We start from the raw sequence: 14,021 nt of genomic DNA on the forward strand, positions 1-14,021 counted from the left end.
TGACGCCGGCCCGGCGCTGCGGAACCCCACAGCACCGCCGGGACCCAGGCGTCAGTCGAGCAGCAGCGCCGGCTCCTCGAGCACCGAGGCGATGTCGTGCACGAAGCGCGAGGCCACATCGCCGTCGACGACCCGGTGGTCGAACGAGGCACCGATCGTGGTCACCATGCGCGAGCGGACCTCGCCGTCGACGACCCACGGCTTCGGCTTGATCGTGCCCATCGCGACGATGGCGACCTCGCCCGGGTTGAGGATCGGGGTGCCGGTGTCCATGCCGAAGACACCGATGTTCGTGATCGTCACGGTGCCGTCGGCCATCTGCTGCGGCGTGGTCTTGCCGTCGCGGGCGGTGAGCGTCAGGTCCTCGAGCGCCTTCGCGAGCTCGAACAGGGACATGTCCTGCGCGTCCTTGATGTTCGGCACGATGAGCCCACGCGGGGTCGCCGCGGCGATGCCGAGGTTCACGAAGTGGTGGACGATGATCTCCTGGTCGGTCCAGGTCGAGTTCACCGACCGGTTCCGACGGACGGCCCAGATGACCGCCTTGGCGAAGACGAGCAGCGGCGAGACCTTGACACCGGCGAACGTCGGCGAGGACTTCAGGCGCTTGACGAACTCCATGGTGCGGGTCGCGTCGACGTCGACGAACAGGGACACGTGCGGCGCCGTGAACTTCGACGTGGTCATCGCCTTCGCGATGGCCTTCCGCACGCCCTTGACCGGGATGGTCTCGCGGCGGACGTCGCCCCACTCGGGCGTCTCGATGTTGCGGAAGACGCCGGCCTGCTTCGCGTGCCGGATGACGTCGTCGCGCGTGACCTCGCCGGCGAGACCCGTCGGCACGACCTCGGTCAGGTCGACGTCCAGGTCCTTCGCGAGCTTCCGGATCGGCGGCTTCGCCAGGACGATGCCCGACACGACGGCCTTGCGCGGTCGGGAGCCCTGCTCGCCGACGGCCTGCGAGATGCTGTCCTCGCCCGGGTCCGAGGCGGCCTCGGCCGCGGCGACGGCGTCCGCACTGGAGGCACGGCTCGCCTCGGCGGCGAGCGCTGCGGCCCGGCGGGCGCCCGGCTTCCGGCGGGACGGGGACGTGGTCGCGGAGCCGTACCCGACCAGGACGGCGCCGGACGACTCGTCGGAGCCGACGACGGTCGCGTGGTCAGCGACCGGCTGCGACGGAGCCGCGTGCCGCGGTTGCTGCGGAGCAGCAGCTGCCGGTGCGGCCGCTGCGGGTGCGGCCGGGGCGGCGGCCGGTGCCGGCGGGGTCTGCTGCGCGGAGGTCTGCTGCACGGGCGCCGGCGGCGTCTGCGCGACGGGAGCCGGAGCGGCCGCTGCGGCAGGCGGGGTGACGGCGACGTCCGGCGAGGCCGGGACGCTGTCGGCGACGGTGGACGGGCCTCCCGGCTGGGCGGACGTCGACGCGACCTGCACGTCCGAGTCGACCCGGATGATCGGCTTGCCGACCTCGACGGTGTCACCCTCGGAGACGAGCAGCCCGGTGACGGTCCCGGCGAACGGCGACGGCAGCTCGACGAGCGACTTCGCGGTCTCGATCTCGACCAGGACCTGGTCGACGGCGACCTCGTCCCCGATCGCGACGCGCCACTGCACGATCTCGGCCTCGGTCAGGCCTTCGCCCACGTCGGGCAGGGGGAATTCGGCGGCGGGCACTGCGGCTCCTTCGAACGTTCTGGTCGGCTCGGTCAGTATGCGAGGGCGCGGTCGACGGCCTCGAGGACACGGTCCGCGTCCGGCAGGTGGAGGTGTTCGAGCTTCGACACCGGGAAGGGGACGTCGAACCCGGAGACCCGGATCGGCGGCGCCTGCATCGTGTAGAAGCACTGCTCCGCGACGGTCGCGGCGATCTCGCTGCCGACGCTGACGAAGCCGGAGGCCTCCTGCGCGATGACGACCCGGCCGGTCTTGCGGACCGAGGTCAGCAGCGGCTCCCAGTCGATCGGCGAGATGGAGCGGAGGTCGATGACCTCGCAGCTGGTGCCCTCGGCCTCGGCGATGTCCGCAGCCTGCATGAGGGTCGCCACCATCGCGCCGTGGCCGACGAGGGTGACCTCGGTGCCGGTCCGGGCGACGCGCGTGGTGTGCATCGGGACGTGGCCGTCGACGAGGTCGACCTCGCCCTTCGGCCAGTAGCGGGACTTCGGCTCGAGGAACACGACCGGGTCCTTCGACGCGATCGCCTCCTGGATCATCCAGTACGCGTCGTTCGGCGTGCTCGGGCTGACCACGCGCAGGCCCGGGGTGTGCGCGAAGTACGCCTCGGGGGACTCCTGGTGGTGCTCCACGGCGCCGATGTGCCCGCCGTAGGGGATGCGGATGACGACCGGCAGCGACATGTGCTGCGGCAGGCGGTTCTGCATCTTGGCGAGCTGCGAGGTGATCTGGTCGAAGCCCGGCCAGACGAAGCCGTCGAACTGGATCTCGACCACCGGACGGTAGCCGCGCAGGGCCAGGCCGATCGCGGTGCCGATGATGCCGGCCTCGGCGAGCGGGGTGTCACGGACGCGCTCGGCGCCGAACCGCTCCTGCAGGCCCTCGGTGATGCGGAAGACGCCGCCCAGCTGGCCGATGTCCTCGCCCATGAGCAGGACCTTGTCGTCCGCGGCCATCGCGGCGGCGAGGCCGGCGTTGAGCGCCTTGGCCATCGGCAGGGTCTGCACGGGCTCGCTGGGGACCTCGCCCGCACCGGGGTGGGCGCGGAGCGTGTAGTCGAAGAGCTGCTCGGTCGTGCTCATCAGTGGGAGCCCCCTTCGTACCCGGCCTCGTACTGCTCGAGCCAGGCCTTCTGCGCGGTGGTGACCGGGTGCGGCTCGCGGTACACGTTGTCGAACATGACGTCCACCGACGGCGGGGTCAGGGCCACGGTCGCCCGTCGGACGTCGGCGGCGATGTCCTCGCCCTCCTCGTCGAAGCGCGCGAGCTGCTCGTCGGTGACCCCGCGGCTGCGCAGGTACGCGGCCGAACGGGCGATCGGGTCGCGCTCCACCCACGAGGTGAGCTCGTCGTCGAGGCGGTAGCGGGTCGGGTCGTCGGAGCTCGTGTGCGCACCGATGCGGTAGGTCTCGGCCTCGACGAACGCCGGCCCCTGCCCGGAGCGGGCGTGGTCGGTCGCGACGAGGGACGCCGTGTACGACGCCAGGACGTCGTTGCCGTCGACGCGGACGCTCGGGATCCCGAAGCCGCGCGGGCGGTCGACGAGCGGGGTCGGCGACTGCACCGACACCGGCACCGAGATCGCCCAGTGGTTGTTCTGCAGGAAGAAGACGACGGGGGCCTTCGTCGACGCGGCGAAGACGTACGCCTCGTTCACGTCGCCCTGGCTGGTCGCGCCGTCGCCGAAGTAGACGATGGTGCAGGCGTCGCGGTCGGGGTCACCGGTGCCCACGTCGCCGTCGAGCTGCTGACCGAGCGCGTAGCCCGTCGCGTGCAGCGTCTGCGACCCGATCACCAGCGTCGAGATGTGCGTGTTGCCGCGCTCGTCCGGGTCCCAGCCGCCGTGCGTCTGGCCGCGGTACATCGCGATGATCTCCATCGGCTCGACACCGCGGTGCATCGTGACGGCGTGCTCGCGGTACGACGGGAAGACGTGGTCCTGTGCGCGGAGGGCGAAGACGGAGCCGACCTGCGCGGCCTCCTGTCCGTGGCTCGGGACCCAGAGGCCGAGCTGACCGGTGCGCTGGAGGTTGTGGCCCGCGTGGTCGAACCGACGCGTGAGCACCATGCGGCGGTGCATCGCCAGCAGGGTCTCGTCCGGGATCGCCCGCGCGACGGCGGCGTACTCGGCGTTCTCGTCGGTCTCCACGAACCGGCCCTCGGGGTCGAGGATCCGGACGGTGGCCGTCGCGGGGGCCGCGGCGTGGAATGACATGTCGGTCAGCGTAACGCCAGGGCCTACCGGGCCGCCTGGAGGTCCCCCACAAGCGACCCCGCCGTTTCGAGGAGCGTTTCCACAGCCTCGTGCTCCCCGATCGACACCCGGATGCCCTCGTTCCCGAAGGCCCGCACGATGATGCCGGCGGCCTCGAAGCGCTCGGCCGCGTGGGCCGTCAGCTCCCCGGTCGGCAGCCACACGAAGTTGCCCTGGGCGTCCGGGACGTCCCAGCCCTGGCCGCGCAGCGCGGCGACGATGCGGTCACGGCTCGCCGCGAGCTCGGCGACGCGGTCGAGCAGCTCCGTCTCGCGCTCCAGGCTCGCGAGCGCCGCCGCCTGGCCCTGCGCCGTCACCGACAACGGGATCGCGCAGGCACGGACGGCGTCGAGCACGTACGCCGGACCGAACGCGTACCCGACGCGCAGGCCCGCGAGTCCGTACGCCTTGGAGAACGTGCGGAGGACGACGAGGTTCGGGTACCGCTCGAGCAGCGGCGTGCCACGGACCGCGGTGGGCTCGGTGACGAACTCGGCGTAGGCCTCGTCGAGCACGACGAGCACGGTCGACGGCACGCGCGCCATGAACGTCTCGAACTCAGCGCCCGTGACGACGGCACCGGTCGGGTTGTTGGGCGAGCAGACGATGACCATGCGGGTGCGGTCGGTCACGGCGTCGGCCATGGCGTCGAGGTCGTGGCCGCCGTCCGGGCGGTTCGGCACCTGCACGCTCGTGGCACCGGCGACCGTCACGACACCCGGGTAGGCCTCGAAGGAGCGCCACGCGTAGACGACCTCGTCGCCGGGGCCGCTCGTCGCCCGGGCCAGCTCGTGCAGGATCGCGACGCTGCCGGGCGCGACGTGGACCTCGTCGACGGTGAGTCCGGCGCGGTTCGCGAGCACGGCGCGGACGGCCAGGGCGGTGGCGTCCGGGTAGCGGTTGTAGGCCGTCTGCGCCTGCACGGCCTCGACGACGCCCGGCAGCGGCGGGAACGGGTTCTCGTTGCTCGACAGCTTGAAGGCGTCGGGCGCTGCCTGACGCCCCTGCTTGTACGCGGGGAGGACGGCCACCTCGGGCCGGATGTGCACGCGCTCGTCAGTCACGCGCTCAGGCTACCGGGGACCGTCCGGGGCGCGACGGGCATCATGAGGGCATGCGATTCCTCGTCCGCCTCGTCGTCAACGCCGTCGCGCTCTGGCTCACCACGCTCATCGTGAGCGGCGTCACCGTCACCCCGTTCGGCGACGGGGACACCACCGCCGTGGTGCTCACGTTCCTGCTCGTGGCGTTCGTGTTCGGGCTCGTGAACGCGGTCATCGGCACGATCATCCGGATCGTCGCGTTCCCGCTCTACGTCCTGACGCTCGGCCTGATCTCACTGATCGTGAACGCCGTGCTGCTGCTCATCGTCGCCGGGATCTCGGACGCGATCGGCTTCGGGCTCGAGGTCGAGTCCTTCGGCTGGGGCATCGTCGGCGCCTTCGTGCTCGCCGTGTTCTCGTGGCTGATCGGGCTGTTCGTGCGGCCGGTGCTGAACCGCCCGCGTCCGTGACCGCGGGCCGCACCGAGCCGGCCGCCCGCGCGACGCGTGCCGACGGCGAGGGCCGCGCCGTGCCTCCCGGTCGGACCGCCGTCGCGGACGTCACGTCCGTGCGCCATGATGTGCACATGAGCCCGGACGCCGACGCCCCGTTCCGCGTCTCGTTCGTCTGCAGCGGCAACATCTGCCGCTCCCCCATGGCCGGCATCGTCTTCGCACAGGTCGCCGCCGACGCCGGCATGGCCGACCGCTTCGTCGTCGAGTCGGCGGGCACCGGTGACTGGCACGTCGGCGAGCCCGCGGACGAGCGCACGATCGCGGCACTCGCAGCGCGCGGATACGATGGCAGCAGGCATCGCGCCCGCCAGTTCGACCCGGACCGGTTCCCGGACCTCGACCTGGTGGTCGCACTCGACCGCTCCCACGAACGCGTCCTGCGCTCGTGGGCACCGACCATGGACGACGCCGCCAAGGTGACGCTCCTGCTGCGGTACGACGACGCCTGGCCCCAGCAGGCCGACGTGCCGGACCCGTACTACGCGGACCGGCACGAGTTCGACCGAGTGCTCTCGACCGTCGAGCGTGCCTGCCGGGCGCTCTTCCGCCAACTCGAACCGGCAGTCCGTCAGGGAGCCCCATGACCCCCCTTCCCCCGCAGCCGATCAGCCCGCTCGACGGGCGGTACTACCCGGTCGTGCACACGGTGGGCGAGCACCTCTCCGAGGCCGGCCTCAACCGCGCACGCATCGTGGTCGAGGTCGAGTGGCTCATCTTCCTGACCGACCACGCGATGTTCACCACCTCGCCGCTGAGCATCGACGACAAGGCAGCGCTGCGCCGGGTCGTCGAGACCTTCGGCCACGACCAGATCGCGGAGCTCGCCGAGATCGAGGCCACGACGCGGCACGACGTCAAGGCCGTCGAGTACTTCGTCCGTCGCCGCCTGTCCGAGCTCGGGCTCGACGCCATCGCCGAGCTGACGCACTTCGCCTGCACCAGCGAGGACGTCAACAACCTGTCCTACGCACTGACGGTGCGGGACACCGTCGACCAGGTCTGGCTGCCCGCCTACCGCTCCGTCCTGGCGACGCTCCGCACCATGGCGGAGCAGCTCCGCGCCGTGCCGATGCTCTCGCACACGCACGGGCAACCCGCGACGCCGACGACGCTGGGCAAGGAGCTCGCGGTGGTCGTCTACCGCCTCGAGCGCGTCCTGACGCAGATCGAGCACGGCGAGTACCTCGGCAAGTTCTCCGGCGCCACCGGGACCTTCTCGGCGCACCTCGCCGCCGACCCCGAGGCCGACTGGCCCGCGCTGTCGAAGGAGTTCGTCGAGGGCCTCGGCCTGACGTGGAACCCGCTCACGACGCAGATCGAGTCGCACGACTGGCAGGCCGAGCTGTACGACCGGGTGCGCCACGCGAACCGGATCCTGCACAACCTGGCGACCGACGTGTGGACCTACATCTCGATGGGCTACTTCACGCAGATCCCGGTGGCCGGTGCCACGGGGTCGTCGACGATGCCGCACAAGATCAACCCGATCCGGTTCGAGAACGCCGAGGCGAACCTCGAGATCTCGTCGGCGCTGTTCTCGACGCTGTCCGAGACCCTCGTGACGAGCCGCCTGCAGCGCGACCTGACCGACTCGACCACGCAGCGGAACATCGGCGTCGCGTTCGGGCACTCGCTGCTCGCGCTCGACAACCTGCGTCGCGGGCTCGGCGAGATCGCGGTGAACGAGACCCGGCTGGCCGAGGACCTCGACCACAACTGGGAGGTGCTCGGCGAGGCGATCCAGACGGTCATCCGCGCCGAGGTCACCGCCGGGCAGTCGAACATCGAGGACCCCTACGCGATGCTCAAGGAGCTCACGCGGGGCAAGCGCATCGGCCAGGACGAGCTCGTCGCGTTCGTGAACGGCCTCGACATCTCGTCGGGTGCCAAGGCACGACTGACGAACCTCACGCCCGGCACCTACACGGGCCTGGCCGACGAGCTCGTCGACCGCCTGGACGTCTAGTCCGACCCCTTCCGCAACACGCAACGACGGCGGCTCCTCGCAGCGGTACACCCCTGCGAGCGGCCGCCGTCGTTGCGTTCCGCGAGACCGCGAGCGGGCGCAGCGGACGGGAGGCGCGGGGCGGCCCCGCCGCGCACGTCACCACCTCAGGTGGTGACGGCCCGTGCCTCGGCGACCAACGCCTCCAGGACGGTGCGGACCGCGGGACGGACCGCGCGGTCCGGACGGGTGAGCGCCTCGATCCTCCGGCCCGCCCGCACGTCGGCGAGCGTCGCCAACCGGAACCGTCCCGCCGCACGCGTGCCCGACGTGTACCGGGGCACGAGCGCGATGCCGTGCCCCGCGGCCACCAGGTTCTCGATGACGGGCAGGTGGATCGTGCGGAACGCCACCGACGGCGGGGTGTCGGACGCCGCGGCCATCGCGATCAGCACGCGGTCGATCGGGTAGTCCTCGGGCACGCCGATCCAGGTCTCGTCGACGACGTCCTCGATGCCGACGCGCTCCCGGTCGGCGAGCGGGTGGTCGAGCGGCAGGGCGACGTCGAGCGGTTCCCGGAGCAGCGCGACCGTCTCGACGGCGCCGTCGGGGCGGCGGGCACCGTCCGGGCGGTGCCCGATGACGACGTCGTGGTCGGCGGTGAGCGGCGCGAACTCCCCCTCGCTGACGTCGACGTCCGAGAGCTCGAGGACGATGCCCGGGTGCTCGCGCATGCGCGTGAGGAGCCCCGGCAGCAGCAGCTCGGCCGCCGAGGGGAACACCGCGAGGTCGACCGTCCCGCTCACCCCCGCGAGGTGCTCCGACCACGCCGACTCCACCGTGGCGAGCGCGGTCGCGACACCGGTGGCCATGTCGGCGAGTGCCCGGCCGTCCGCGGTGAGGCGCACGCCGCGTCCGACGCGCTCGACCAGGGGTACGCCGGCCTGGCGCTGCAGCGTGCGGAGCTGTTGCGACACCGCGCTCGGGGTGCGGTGCGTGGCTGCTGCGACCGCGGTGATGCTCCCCCGTTCCGCGAGCTCGCGGAGGACCGGCAGCAGGGCGATGTCGAAGCCGACCATGCAGGGACCCTACAACGATGCTGTCGCACCGTGCGCTGGTGCTACCGCTTCTCGTGCGGGACGATCGACCCGTGCTCTTCCGCGACCGCATCCTGGCCCTCGTCGTCGCCGTGGCGTGGGGTCTGAACTTCCCGGCGACCGCGATCGCCCTCGACCACTGGCCCCCGTTCCTGCTCGCCGCCGTCCGGTTCAGCCTGCTGGCCGTCCCGACGATCCTGTTCGTCCCGCGGCCGAGGGTCCCGTTCCGGTGGATCGTGCTCGTCGGCGCGACGCTCGGTGTCCTGCAGTTCGCGTTCCTGTACCTCGGCATGGCGGCCGGGATGCCGACGGGGCTCGCGTCGCTGGTGATCCAGGCGTCGGCGCCGTTCACGGTCGTGCTCGCCGGGGTCCTGCTGCGTGAGAAGCTCACCGCCCGTCAGGTCGTCGGGGTGTCCGTCGCCGTCGCGGCCCTCGGCGTCATCGCGGTGCACCGGGCGCAGACCGCGGCGCTGCTGCCGGTCGTGCTGGTGCTGTGCGGGGCCCTGGGCTGGGCGCTCGGCAACGTCGCCACGCGGCGGACCGGTCCGGTGAACCCGCTGCACCTGACCCTGTGGTGGGCGGTCGTCCCGCCGGTGCCGATGTTCGCGCTGTCGATGCTCGTCGAGGGGCCGGAGCGGGTCGGTCGGGCGTTCGGCACGGCGTTCACCGCGTCGGCGCTGCCGGCCGACCTCGGCCTGCTCTACATCGTCGTCGCGGGGAGCCTGGTCGGGTACGGGATCTGGTCGCGCCTGATGGGGAAGTACCCGTCGAGCACCGTCGCACCGTTCTCGATGCTCGTCCCCGTGATCGGGGTGCTCGCGTCGTGGGCGGCGTTCGGCGAGGTGCCGGACGTGGTCGAGGTCGTGGCCGGTGCCGTGGTGGTCGTCGCCGTGCTGTGGTCGTCGCGCACCGCGAGGGTGGTGCCGGCCGTGGCGGTGCCGGCGGTGGCGGTGCCGGTCAGCCCCGGTGCTGCCGGCGCTCGGCGATGATGCCGGCGAGCGCGCCGCGCAGGTGCGGGTACCGGAACTCGTAGCCCGCCTCGAGCAGTCGTGTCGGTACGACCCACCGACTCTTCAGCACGAGCTCGGTCTCCGTGCGGATCGCGATCGACCCGATCTCGAGCATCCACCGCCAGGTCGGCAGTCCGAAGCGCCGTCCGACCGCGTCGCGGATGGTGGCCATCACGGTCCGGTTGTCCGACGGCTCCGGGCTCGAGACGTTGACCGGGCCGTCGATGTCCTCGTGGTCGCGCACGAACCGGATCACCCCGAGGACGTCGTCGATGTGCACCCAGCTGAACCGCTGCCGCCCGTGCGTGTGCCGGTCGTGGTGGTACGTGCCCGCTCGGAGCCGGGCACGCGTCGGGAACCACGCCCCGTCGAACTGCGGCCCGCCGAGACCGGCCTGGGCCAGTCGGAGCAGCGGGACGAGGGCGCTCCCGTCGCCGAACACGATCGCCATCCGGAGCGCGACCCGGCGGGTGTGCGGCAGGTCCGCGCTGAACAGGGCGTCCTCCCACGCCTTCGCGACCGAGACCGAGAAGCCCTCGCCGAGCTCACCCGTGGCCTCGTCCTGGGGTCGGTCGTCCGCGTGCCGGTAGATCGTCGCGGTGGAGGCGTTCACCCACAGCGGCGGCGGGTGCTCGGCGGTCCGGATCGCCTCGGCCAGCTCGAGCGTCGTGTCCACGCGGGAGCGCATGATCTCCGACCGGTTCCGACGGCCGTAGCGGCAGTTCACGCTCTTGCCCGCCATGTTCACCACGATCGCGGCACCGTCGACGAGCTCCCGGATCCGGAGCGTGTTGCCCCACACGGCGTCGCCCGTGCGACCGACCGTGACGACCTCGTACCCCTCGTCGCGGAAGGCGCGCTGCAGGTACCGTCCGACGAAGCCGCCCGCTCCCGCGATCGCGGCGCGACCCCTCGGCGCGCGGGTGGTGTCGTCGCTCATCGTGTCCCCTGTCCGGTGTCGGGCTGGATCCGGTAGCGGAAGGAGCCCTCGTACCGGTACAGCGTGCCGACCAGCGGCGCCGAGAGCCGCAGGGACACGCGCTGCACGTCGGCATCGTCATCGAATCGTTCCACGAGCGTGACACGCGGAGCGGCGACGACCGGGAGGCTCCGCGCACGTCCCAGCACACGGACCGTCACCCGGGTGGAGACCAGGCGCAGGGCGCCCGCGTCCGGCCCGTCCGCGTCGACCTCCGCCCGGAGCAGGGCGCTGACGCGCCCACGGCGACCGAGGTGGTCGACGAGCCCGTGCGGCTCGGCGGTGATCGCGTCCACCATCGTGCGGGATCCGGTCCGGAAGCGGAAGGTGCGGTGCGCGCGGACGGCGACCCGTGCCTCCCGACCGTCCACGGCGCCGCGGCCGACGTGACCCACCGGGACCGCACCGAAGTACGTGCGCAGTCGTGGGTGCAACCGTGCGAGCACGGCCGACGGTGTCGTCAGCTCGTAGGGCGACCGGGTCACGACGCCGATCCTGGCACGGTGTCGGCCTCGTTCCCTACGATCGAGGCATGGGACACGACCACGCGCACGGGCACGCCGGCGCCTCGGAGCGCGCGCTGCTCGTCGCGTTCTGCATCTCGGCGGGCATCCTGCTCGCCGAGGTCGTCGGGGCGGTCGTCACCGGCTCCCTCGCACTGCTCGTCGACGCCGGGCACATGGTCGTCGACACCGGTGGCCTCGGCATCGGCCTGGTCGCCACCCGGCTCGCGCGCCGCTCGCCGACGGCGCAGCGGACGTGGGGCTACCAGCGCGCGGAGGTGCTGGGCGCCACGGCGCAGGCGGCGATCCTGCTCGCCGTGGGGGTCTTCGTCGTCGTCTCGGCGGTCCAACGACTGTTCGTGCCCGCCGAGATCCACGCCGGCCCGCTGCTCGTGTTCGGTGTGGTCGGGCTCGTCGGCAACCTCGTCGCCTACGCGGTGCTCGCGCGGGCCTCGGGCGGCGGCTTCACCTCACGGGCGGCCCGACTCGAGGTGCTGAACGACACCCTCGGGTCCGTCGCGGTGATCGCCGCCGCCGTCGTCCTCGCGCTCACCGGGTGGGAGCGGGCCGACTCGATCGCCGCGATCCTGATCGGGCTGCTCATCCTGCCGCGGGCCGTCCGGCTGCTCCGCGAGACCGCGAACGTGCTGCTCGAGTCCACACCGCCCGGGCTCGACCTCGACGACGTGCGCGCGCACATCCTCGAGCTCGACCACGTGATCGAGGTGCACGACCTGCACGCGACGCTCGTCGCCACCGGCGTGCCGAACCTGACGGCGCACGTCGTCGTCGACGACCACTGCTTCTCGACCGCGCACGCGCCCCGGATCCTCGACGCGCTGCAGCAGTGCGTCGCGGAGCACTTCGACGTCCCCGTCGAGCACTCGACCTTCCAGCTCGAACCGGTCTCGCACCGGCGGCACGAGCACGAGGTGCACGCGTAGGCACGAGGTGCACGCGTCGGGACGGGTCGGGTCGGCCGGGCCTGCGCACCGGTCCGGTGCGGTCAGCAGCCGCCGTCGTCGGTGGGGAACGCCGTGATCACCCGGTCGGTCGTCTCCGACACGATCACCCGCACGTTCGGCTCCGCCGACGGACGCGAGCCGTCGTCGAAGCGGACCGGCGCGGCGTAGCAGACCTTGCCGTCCCCGGCGTCCTGCGGGTAGCCGGCGGGCGGCGCCTCGAGCACGGACCGGACGGCGGTGAGCATCGCGTCGTCCCAGTCCCGTGAGCCGTGGCCCCGGACGACGTCCTGCCAGTCGGCGGTGTGCCGGACGCGGATGTGCTCGTAGCCCTGGCCGGACGTGCCGCACTGCAGCTCGACCCGTCCGAGCGCGGCGGTCTCGTACCGGGCGACCACGGCCCGGCGGTCGGCGTCGCAGCGGTCGAGCACGTCGCCGCCGGGCAGGTCGGGGCCCGACCGCTCGATGGTGACGGTGCCGTCGCGCGTCGCTCCGTCGGCGGCGGTCGCGCCGGGCGTGACGGTGGACGCTCCGCCGCCGATCACCGGGTCCTCGCCGCTGCGCTGCGCCGTCAGGGCGAAACCGCCGGCGACCAGGCCGGCCGCGATGACCGCGGCGACGACGGTGACGGCCGGACGTCGGCGCTGCTGGGGCATGCGCTCCAGTATGCCGGGAGACGACCTGCCGAACGGCTGGCCGGGTGGTCGGCTGGTCGCGGCGGACTACGCCGCGCGGGCGGCCAGGCGCAGGCCGGCGACCAGTGCGAGTGCGACGACGAAGGCCACGTACGCGAGCAGCACCGGGAGCGTCGGCACGACGAGGAGCGCGGCGCCGACCGCCACGACGGGCACGGTCAGTCCCGCGTACGCGACGAGGAACGTCGCCGCGAGCACCCCGCCGCGCTGCTCCGGCCCGACGAGCGACCCCGCGCGGGCGATCGCGGCCCGGAAGAGCAGCCCGACACCGGCACCCGCCACGACCCCGCCGCCGATGAAGCCCGCGACCTGCAGGAGCACGGCGGCGATCGCGAGCACGACGAGACCACCGACGAGCAGCACCAGGCCGAGCCGGATCTGCCGACGCTGGGACAGCCTTGCGAAGACGATCTGCGACACCGCACTCGCGGCGAAGACCCCGAACGTCGTGGCGCCCGCGGCGAGACGGTCGGTGACGTGGAACGTGGTGCCGAGGAAGGTCGGGGCCACCGAGGTGAAGAGTCCCTGCACGGCCAGGGCGGCGAAGGCCGCGGCACCGGCGGCCCAGAACACGCCGGCCTGCCCCTCGGGAGCGGCCATCCGCTGCGGTCGGTACGGCACCGGCTGCTCGGGACGGTCGACGGTCTCCGGCGCGGCGAGGACGACGACGAACGCGACCGCCAGGGCGACGACGAAGACGACGTACGGCACGACGAGCGGCTGCCCGACGAACTCCGCGAGCGCGCCCCCGACCAGGGCGCCGAGCGACAGACCGCCGAGGTTCACGGCGCCGGCCGCGACGCTCGCACCCTGGGCGGACGCGGACGAGCCGGTCGCCCGGACCCGCAGTTCACCGAGGTGCGCGGTCGCCGTCGCGGTGAGGAGCCCGACGCCGAGCCCGGTGACGAACCGCGCCACGACGAGACCTGCGACGTCGGACCACAGCAGGAACAGCACGGCCGCGACGAGCTCGAGGGCGATCGACACCAGGATCAACGGGCGTCGTCCGTGCACGTCGCTGAGGTGTCCCGCCAGGAAGAGCGAGGCGACGACCCCGACACCGTAGGCGGCGAAGACGACCGTGGTCGTGAACGTCGGGAAGCCGTCGCGCGCCTGGTAGATCACGTAGAGGGGTGCCGGGACGGTCGCGAACGCCATCACCGCCAGGAACGCGAAGGCCACGGCCCAGAAGCCGAAGCCGTGCCGGCGACGGGAGTGCGTGCGCCGCCCTCGCGGAGCGGGGACGGGACGGGAGCCGGTCGTCGGGGCCGGAGCCGCGTCGGTGGTCGAGGTCATGCTCCGATGGTGCCCTGGCGCCGTCATCGAGTCCAACGGGTGTTCTTGATG

14 protein-coding genes are annotated in these 14,021 nt (G+C 72.6%); 5 read left to right on the forward strand and 9 right to left on the reverse strand.

Annotation, left to right across the window (positions count from 1 at the left end; genetic code table 11):
• Positions 1 to 51: 51 nt before the first annotated feature.
• From M3666_RS00775 to M3666_RS00790, 4 genes are all read right to left on the reverse strand, one after another.
• A complete protein-coding gene (locus tag M3666_RS00775) occupies positions 52 to 1,671 on the reverse strand; it encodes a dihydrolipoamide acetyltransferase family protein (protein WP_251154189.1) in 1,620 nt (539 codons plus the stop codon).
• Positions 1,672 to 1,703: 32 nt separating this feature from the next.
• Positions 1,704 to 2,663 (reverse strand): alpha-ketoacid dehydrogenase subunit beta, encoded by a 960-nt coding sequence (locus tag M3666_RS00780; protein WP_066657646.1) that lies wholly within the window; start codon positions 2,661 to 2,663, stop codon positions 1,704 to 1,706.
• A gap of 89 nt (positions 2,664 to 2,752) precedes the next feature.
• A complete protein-coding gene (locus M3666_RS00785; protein ID WP_251154190.1) occupies positions 2,753 to 3,886 on the reverse strand; it encodes a thiamine pyrophosphate-dependent enzyme in 1,134 nt (377 codons plus the stop codon).
• A gap of 23 nt (positions 3,887 to 3,909) precedes the next feature.
• A complete protein-coding gene (locus tag M3666_RS00790) occupies positions 3,910 to 4,989 on the reverse strand; it encodes a histidinol-phosphate transaminase (RefSeq protein WP_209684245.1) in 1,080 nt (359 codons plus the stop codon).
• 50 nt (positions 4,990 to 5,039) lie between these two features.
• Between M3666_RS00790 and M3666_RS00795 the strand changes: the two genes are divergently transcribed.
• The 3 genes from M3666_RS00795 (at position 5,040) to purB (ending at position 7,449) form a co-directional block, all read left to right on the forward strand.
• Positions 5,040 to 5,438 (forward strand): phage holin family protein, encoded by a 399-nt coding sequence (locus tag M3666_RS00795; protein ID WP_066651768.1) that lies wholly within the window; start codon positions 5,040 to 5,042, stop codon positions 5,436 to 5,438.
• Positions 5,439 to 5,554: 116 nt separating this feature from the next.
• Positions 5,555 to 6,067, forward strand: a complete 513-nt coding sequence (locus M3666_RS00800) for a low molecular weight protein-tyrosine-phosphatase (protein WP_066657642.1) — start codon at positions 5,555 to 5,557, stop codon at positions 6,065 to 6,067.
• A complete protein-coding gene (purB, locus tag M3666_RS00805; RefSeq protein ID WP_251154191.1) occupies positions 6,064 to 7,449 on the forward strand; it encodes an adenylosuccinate lyase in 1,386 nt (461 codons plus the stop codon). The genes M3666_RS00800 and purB overlap by 4 nt, the downstream gene beginning before the upstream one ends.
• A 146-nt stretch (positions 7,450 to 7,595) precedes the next feature.
• Here purB and M3666_RS00810 read toward each other — a convergent pair whose 3' ends face one another.
• Positions 7,596 to 8,507 carry a LysR family transcriptional regulator gene (locus M3666_RS00810; RefSeq protein WP_251154192.1) on the reverse strand — a complete coding sequence of 304 codons (912 nt, stop codon included), beginning with the start codon at positions 8,505 to 8,507 and terminating at the stop codon, positions 7,596 to 7,598.
• Positions 8,508 to 8,578: 71 nt separating this feature from the next.
• Between M3666_RS00810 and M3666_RS00815 the strand changes: the two genes are divergently transcribed.
• Positions 8,579 to 9,514: an EamA family transporter gene (locus tag M3666_RS00815; protein ID WP_251154193.1), complete on the forward strand. Its 936-nt coding sequence runs from the start codon at positions 8,579 to 8,581 to the stop codon at positions 9,512 to 9,514.
• Here M3666_RS00815 and M3666_RS00820 read toward each other — a convergent pair.
• Both M3666_RS00820 and M3666_RS00825 read right to left on the reverse strand, forming a co-directional pair.
• Positions 9,483 to 10,475 (reverse strand): epimerase, encoded by a 993-nt coding sequence (locus M3666_RS00820; RefSeq protein WP_251154194.1) that lies wholly within the window; start codon positions 10,473 to 10,475, stop codon positions 9,483 to 9,485. The genes M3666_RS00815 and M3666_RS00820 overlap by 32 nt on opposite strands.
• Complete coding sequence (locus tag M3666_RS00825) at positions 10,472 to 10,999, reverse strand: DUF4166 domain-containing protein (RefSeq protein ID WP_251154195.1); 528 nt, start codon at positions 10,997 to 10,999, stop codon at positions 10,472 to 10,474. Before M3666_RS00825 ends, M3666_RS00820 begins: the two co-directional genes overlap by 4 nt.
• A 47-nt stretch (positions 11,000 to 11,046) precedes the next feature.
• On the opposite strand from M3666_RS00825, the gene M3666_RS00830 reads away from it, so the two are divergent.
• Positions 11,047 to 11,961, forward strand: coding sequence for a cation diffusion facilitator family transporter (locus tag M3666_RS00830; protein ID WP_251154196.1), 915 nt, complete (start codon positions 11,047 to 11,049; stop codon positions 11,959 to 11,961).
• A gap of 62 nt (positions 11,962 to 12,023) precedes the next feature.
• Here M3666_RS00830 and M3666_RS00835 read toward each other — a convergent pair whose 3' ends face one another.
• On the reverse strand, positions 12,024 to 12,635 hold the full coding sequence (locus M3666_RS00835) for a hypothetical protein (RefSeq protein WP_209684257.1): 612 nt from the start codon (positions 12,633 to 12,635) through the stop codon (positions 12,024 to 12,026).
• Between the two features lie 66 nt (positions 12,636 to 12,701).
• Positions 12,702 to 13,970, reverse strand: a complete 1,269-nt coding sequence (locus M3666_RS00840) for an MFS transporter (protein ID WP_251154197.1) — start codon at positions 13,968 to 13,970, stop codon at positions 12,702 to 12,704.
• Between the last annotated feature and the right edge of the window lie 51 nt (positions 13,971 to 14,021).

The sequence above is a fragment of the Curtobacterium sp. ODYSSEY 48 V2 genome (genome assembly GCF_023712625.1).
Taxonomy (GTDB): Bacteria; Actinomycetota; Actinomycetes; order Actinomycetales; family Microbacteriaceae; genus Curtobacterium.

What these genes read in the sequence shown, in the direction of transcription:
- M3666_RS00800 (WP_066657642.1), top strand. Translation starts at nt 5,555, where the DNA reads ATGAGCCCGGACGCCGACGCCCCGTTCCGCGTCTCGTTCGTCTGCAGC.
- M3666_RS00780 (WP_066657646.1), bottom strand. Translation starts at nt 2,663, where the DNA reads ATGGCCAAGGCGCTCAACGCCGGCCTCGCCGCCGCGATGGCCGCGGAC.
- M3666_RS00835 (WP_209684257.1), bottom strand. Translation starts at nt 12,635, where the DNA reads ATGCCCCAGCAGCGCCGACGTCCGGCCGTCACCGTCGTCGCCGCGGTC.
- purB (WP_251154191.1), top strand. Translation starts at nt 6,064, where the DNA reads ATGACCCCCCTTCCCCCGCAGCCGATCAGCCCGCTCGACGGGCGGTAC.
- M3666_RS00840 (WP_251154197.1), bottom strand. Translation starts at nt 13,970, where the DNA reads ATGACCTCGACCACCGACGCGGCTCCGGCCCCGACGACCGGCTCCCGT.
- M3666_RS00795 (WP_066651768.1), top strand. Translation starts at nt 5,040, where the DNA reads ATGCGATTCCTCGTCCGCCTCGTCGTCAACGCCGTCGCGCTCTGGCTC.
- M3666_RS00820 (WP_251154194.1), bottom strand. Translation starts at nt 10,475, where the DNA reads ATGAGCGACGACACCACCCGCGCGCCGAGGGGTCGCGCCGCGATCGCG.
- M3666_RS00810 (WP_251154192.1), bottom strand. Translation starts at nt 8,507, where the DNA reads ATGGTCGGCTTCGACATCGCCCTGCTGCCGGTCCTCCGCGAGCTCGCG.
- M3666_RS00830 (WP_251154196.1), top strand. Translation starts at nt 11,047, where the DNA reads ATGGGACACGACCACGCGCACGGGCACGCCGGCGCCTCGGAGCGCGCG.
- M3666_RS00785 (WP_251154190.1), bottom strand. Translation starts at nt 3,886, where the DNA reads ATGTCATTCCACGCCGCGGCCCCCGCGACGGCCACCGTCCGGATCCTC.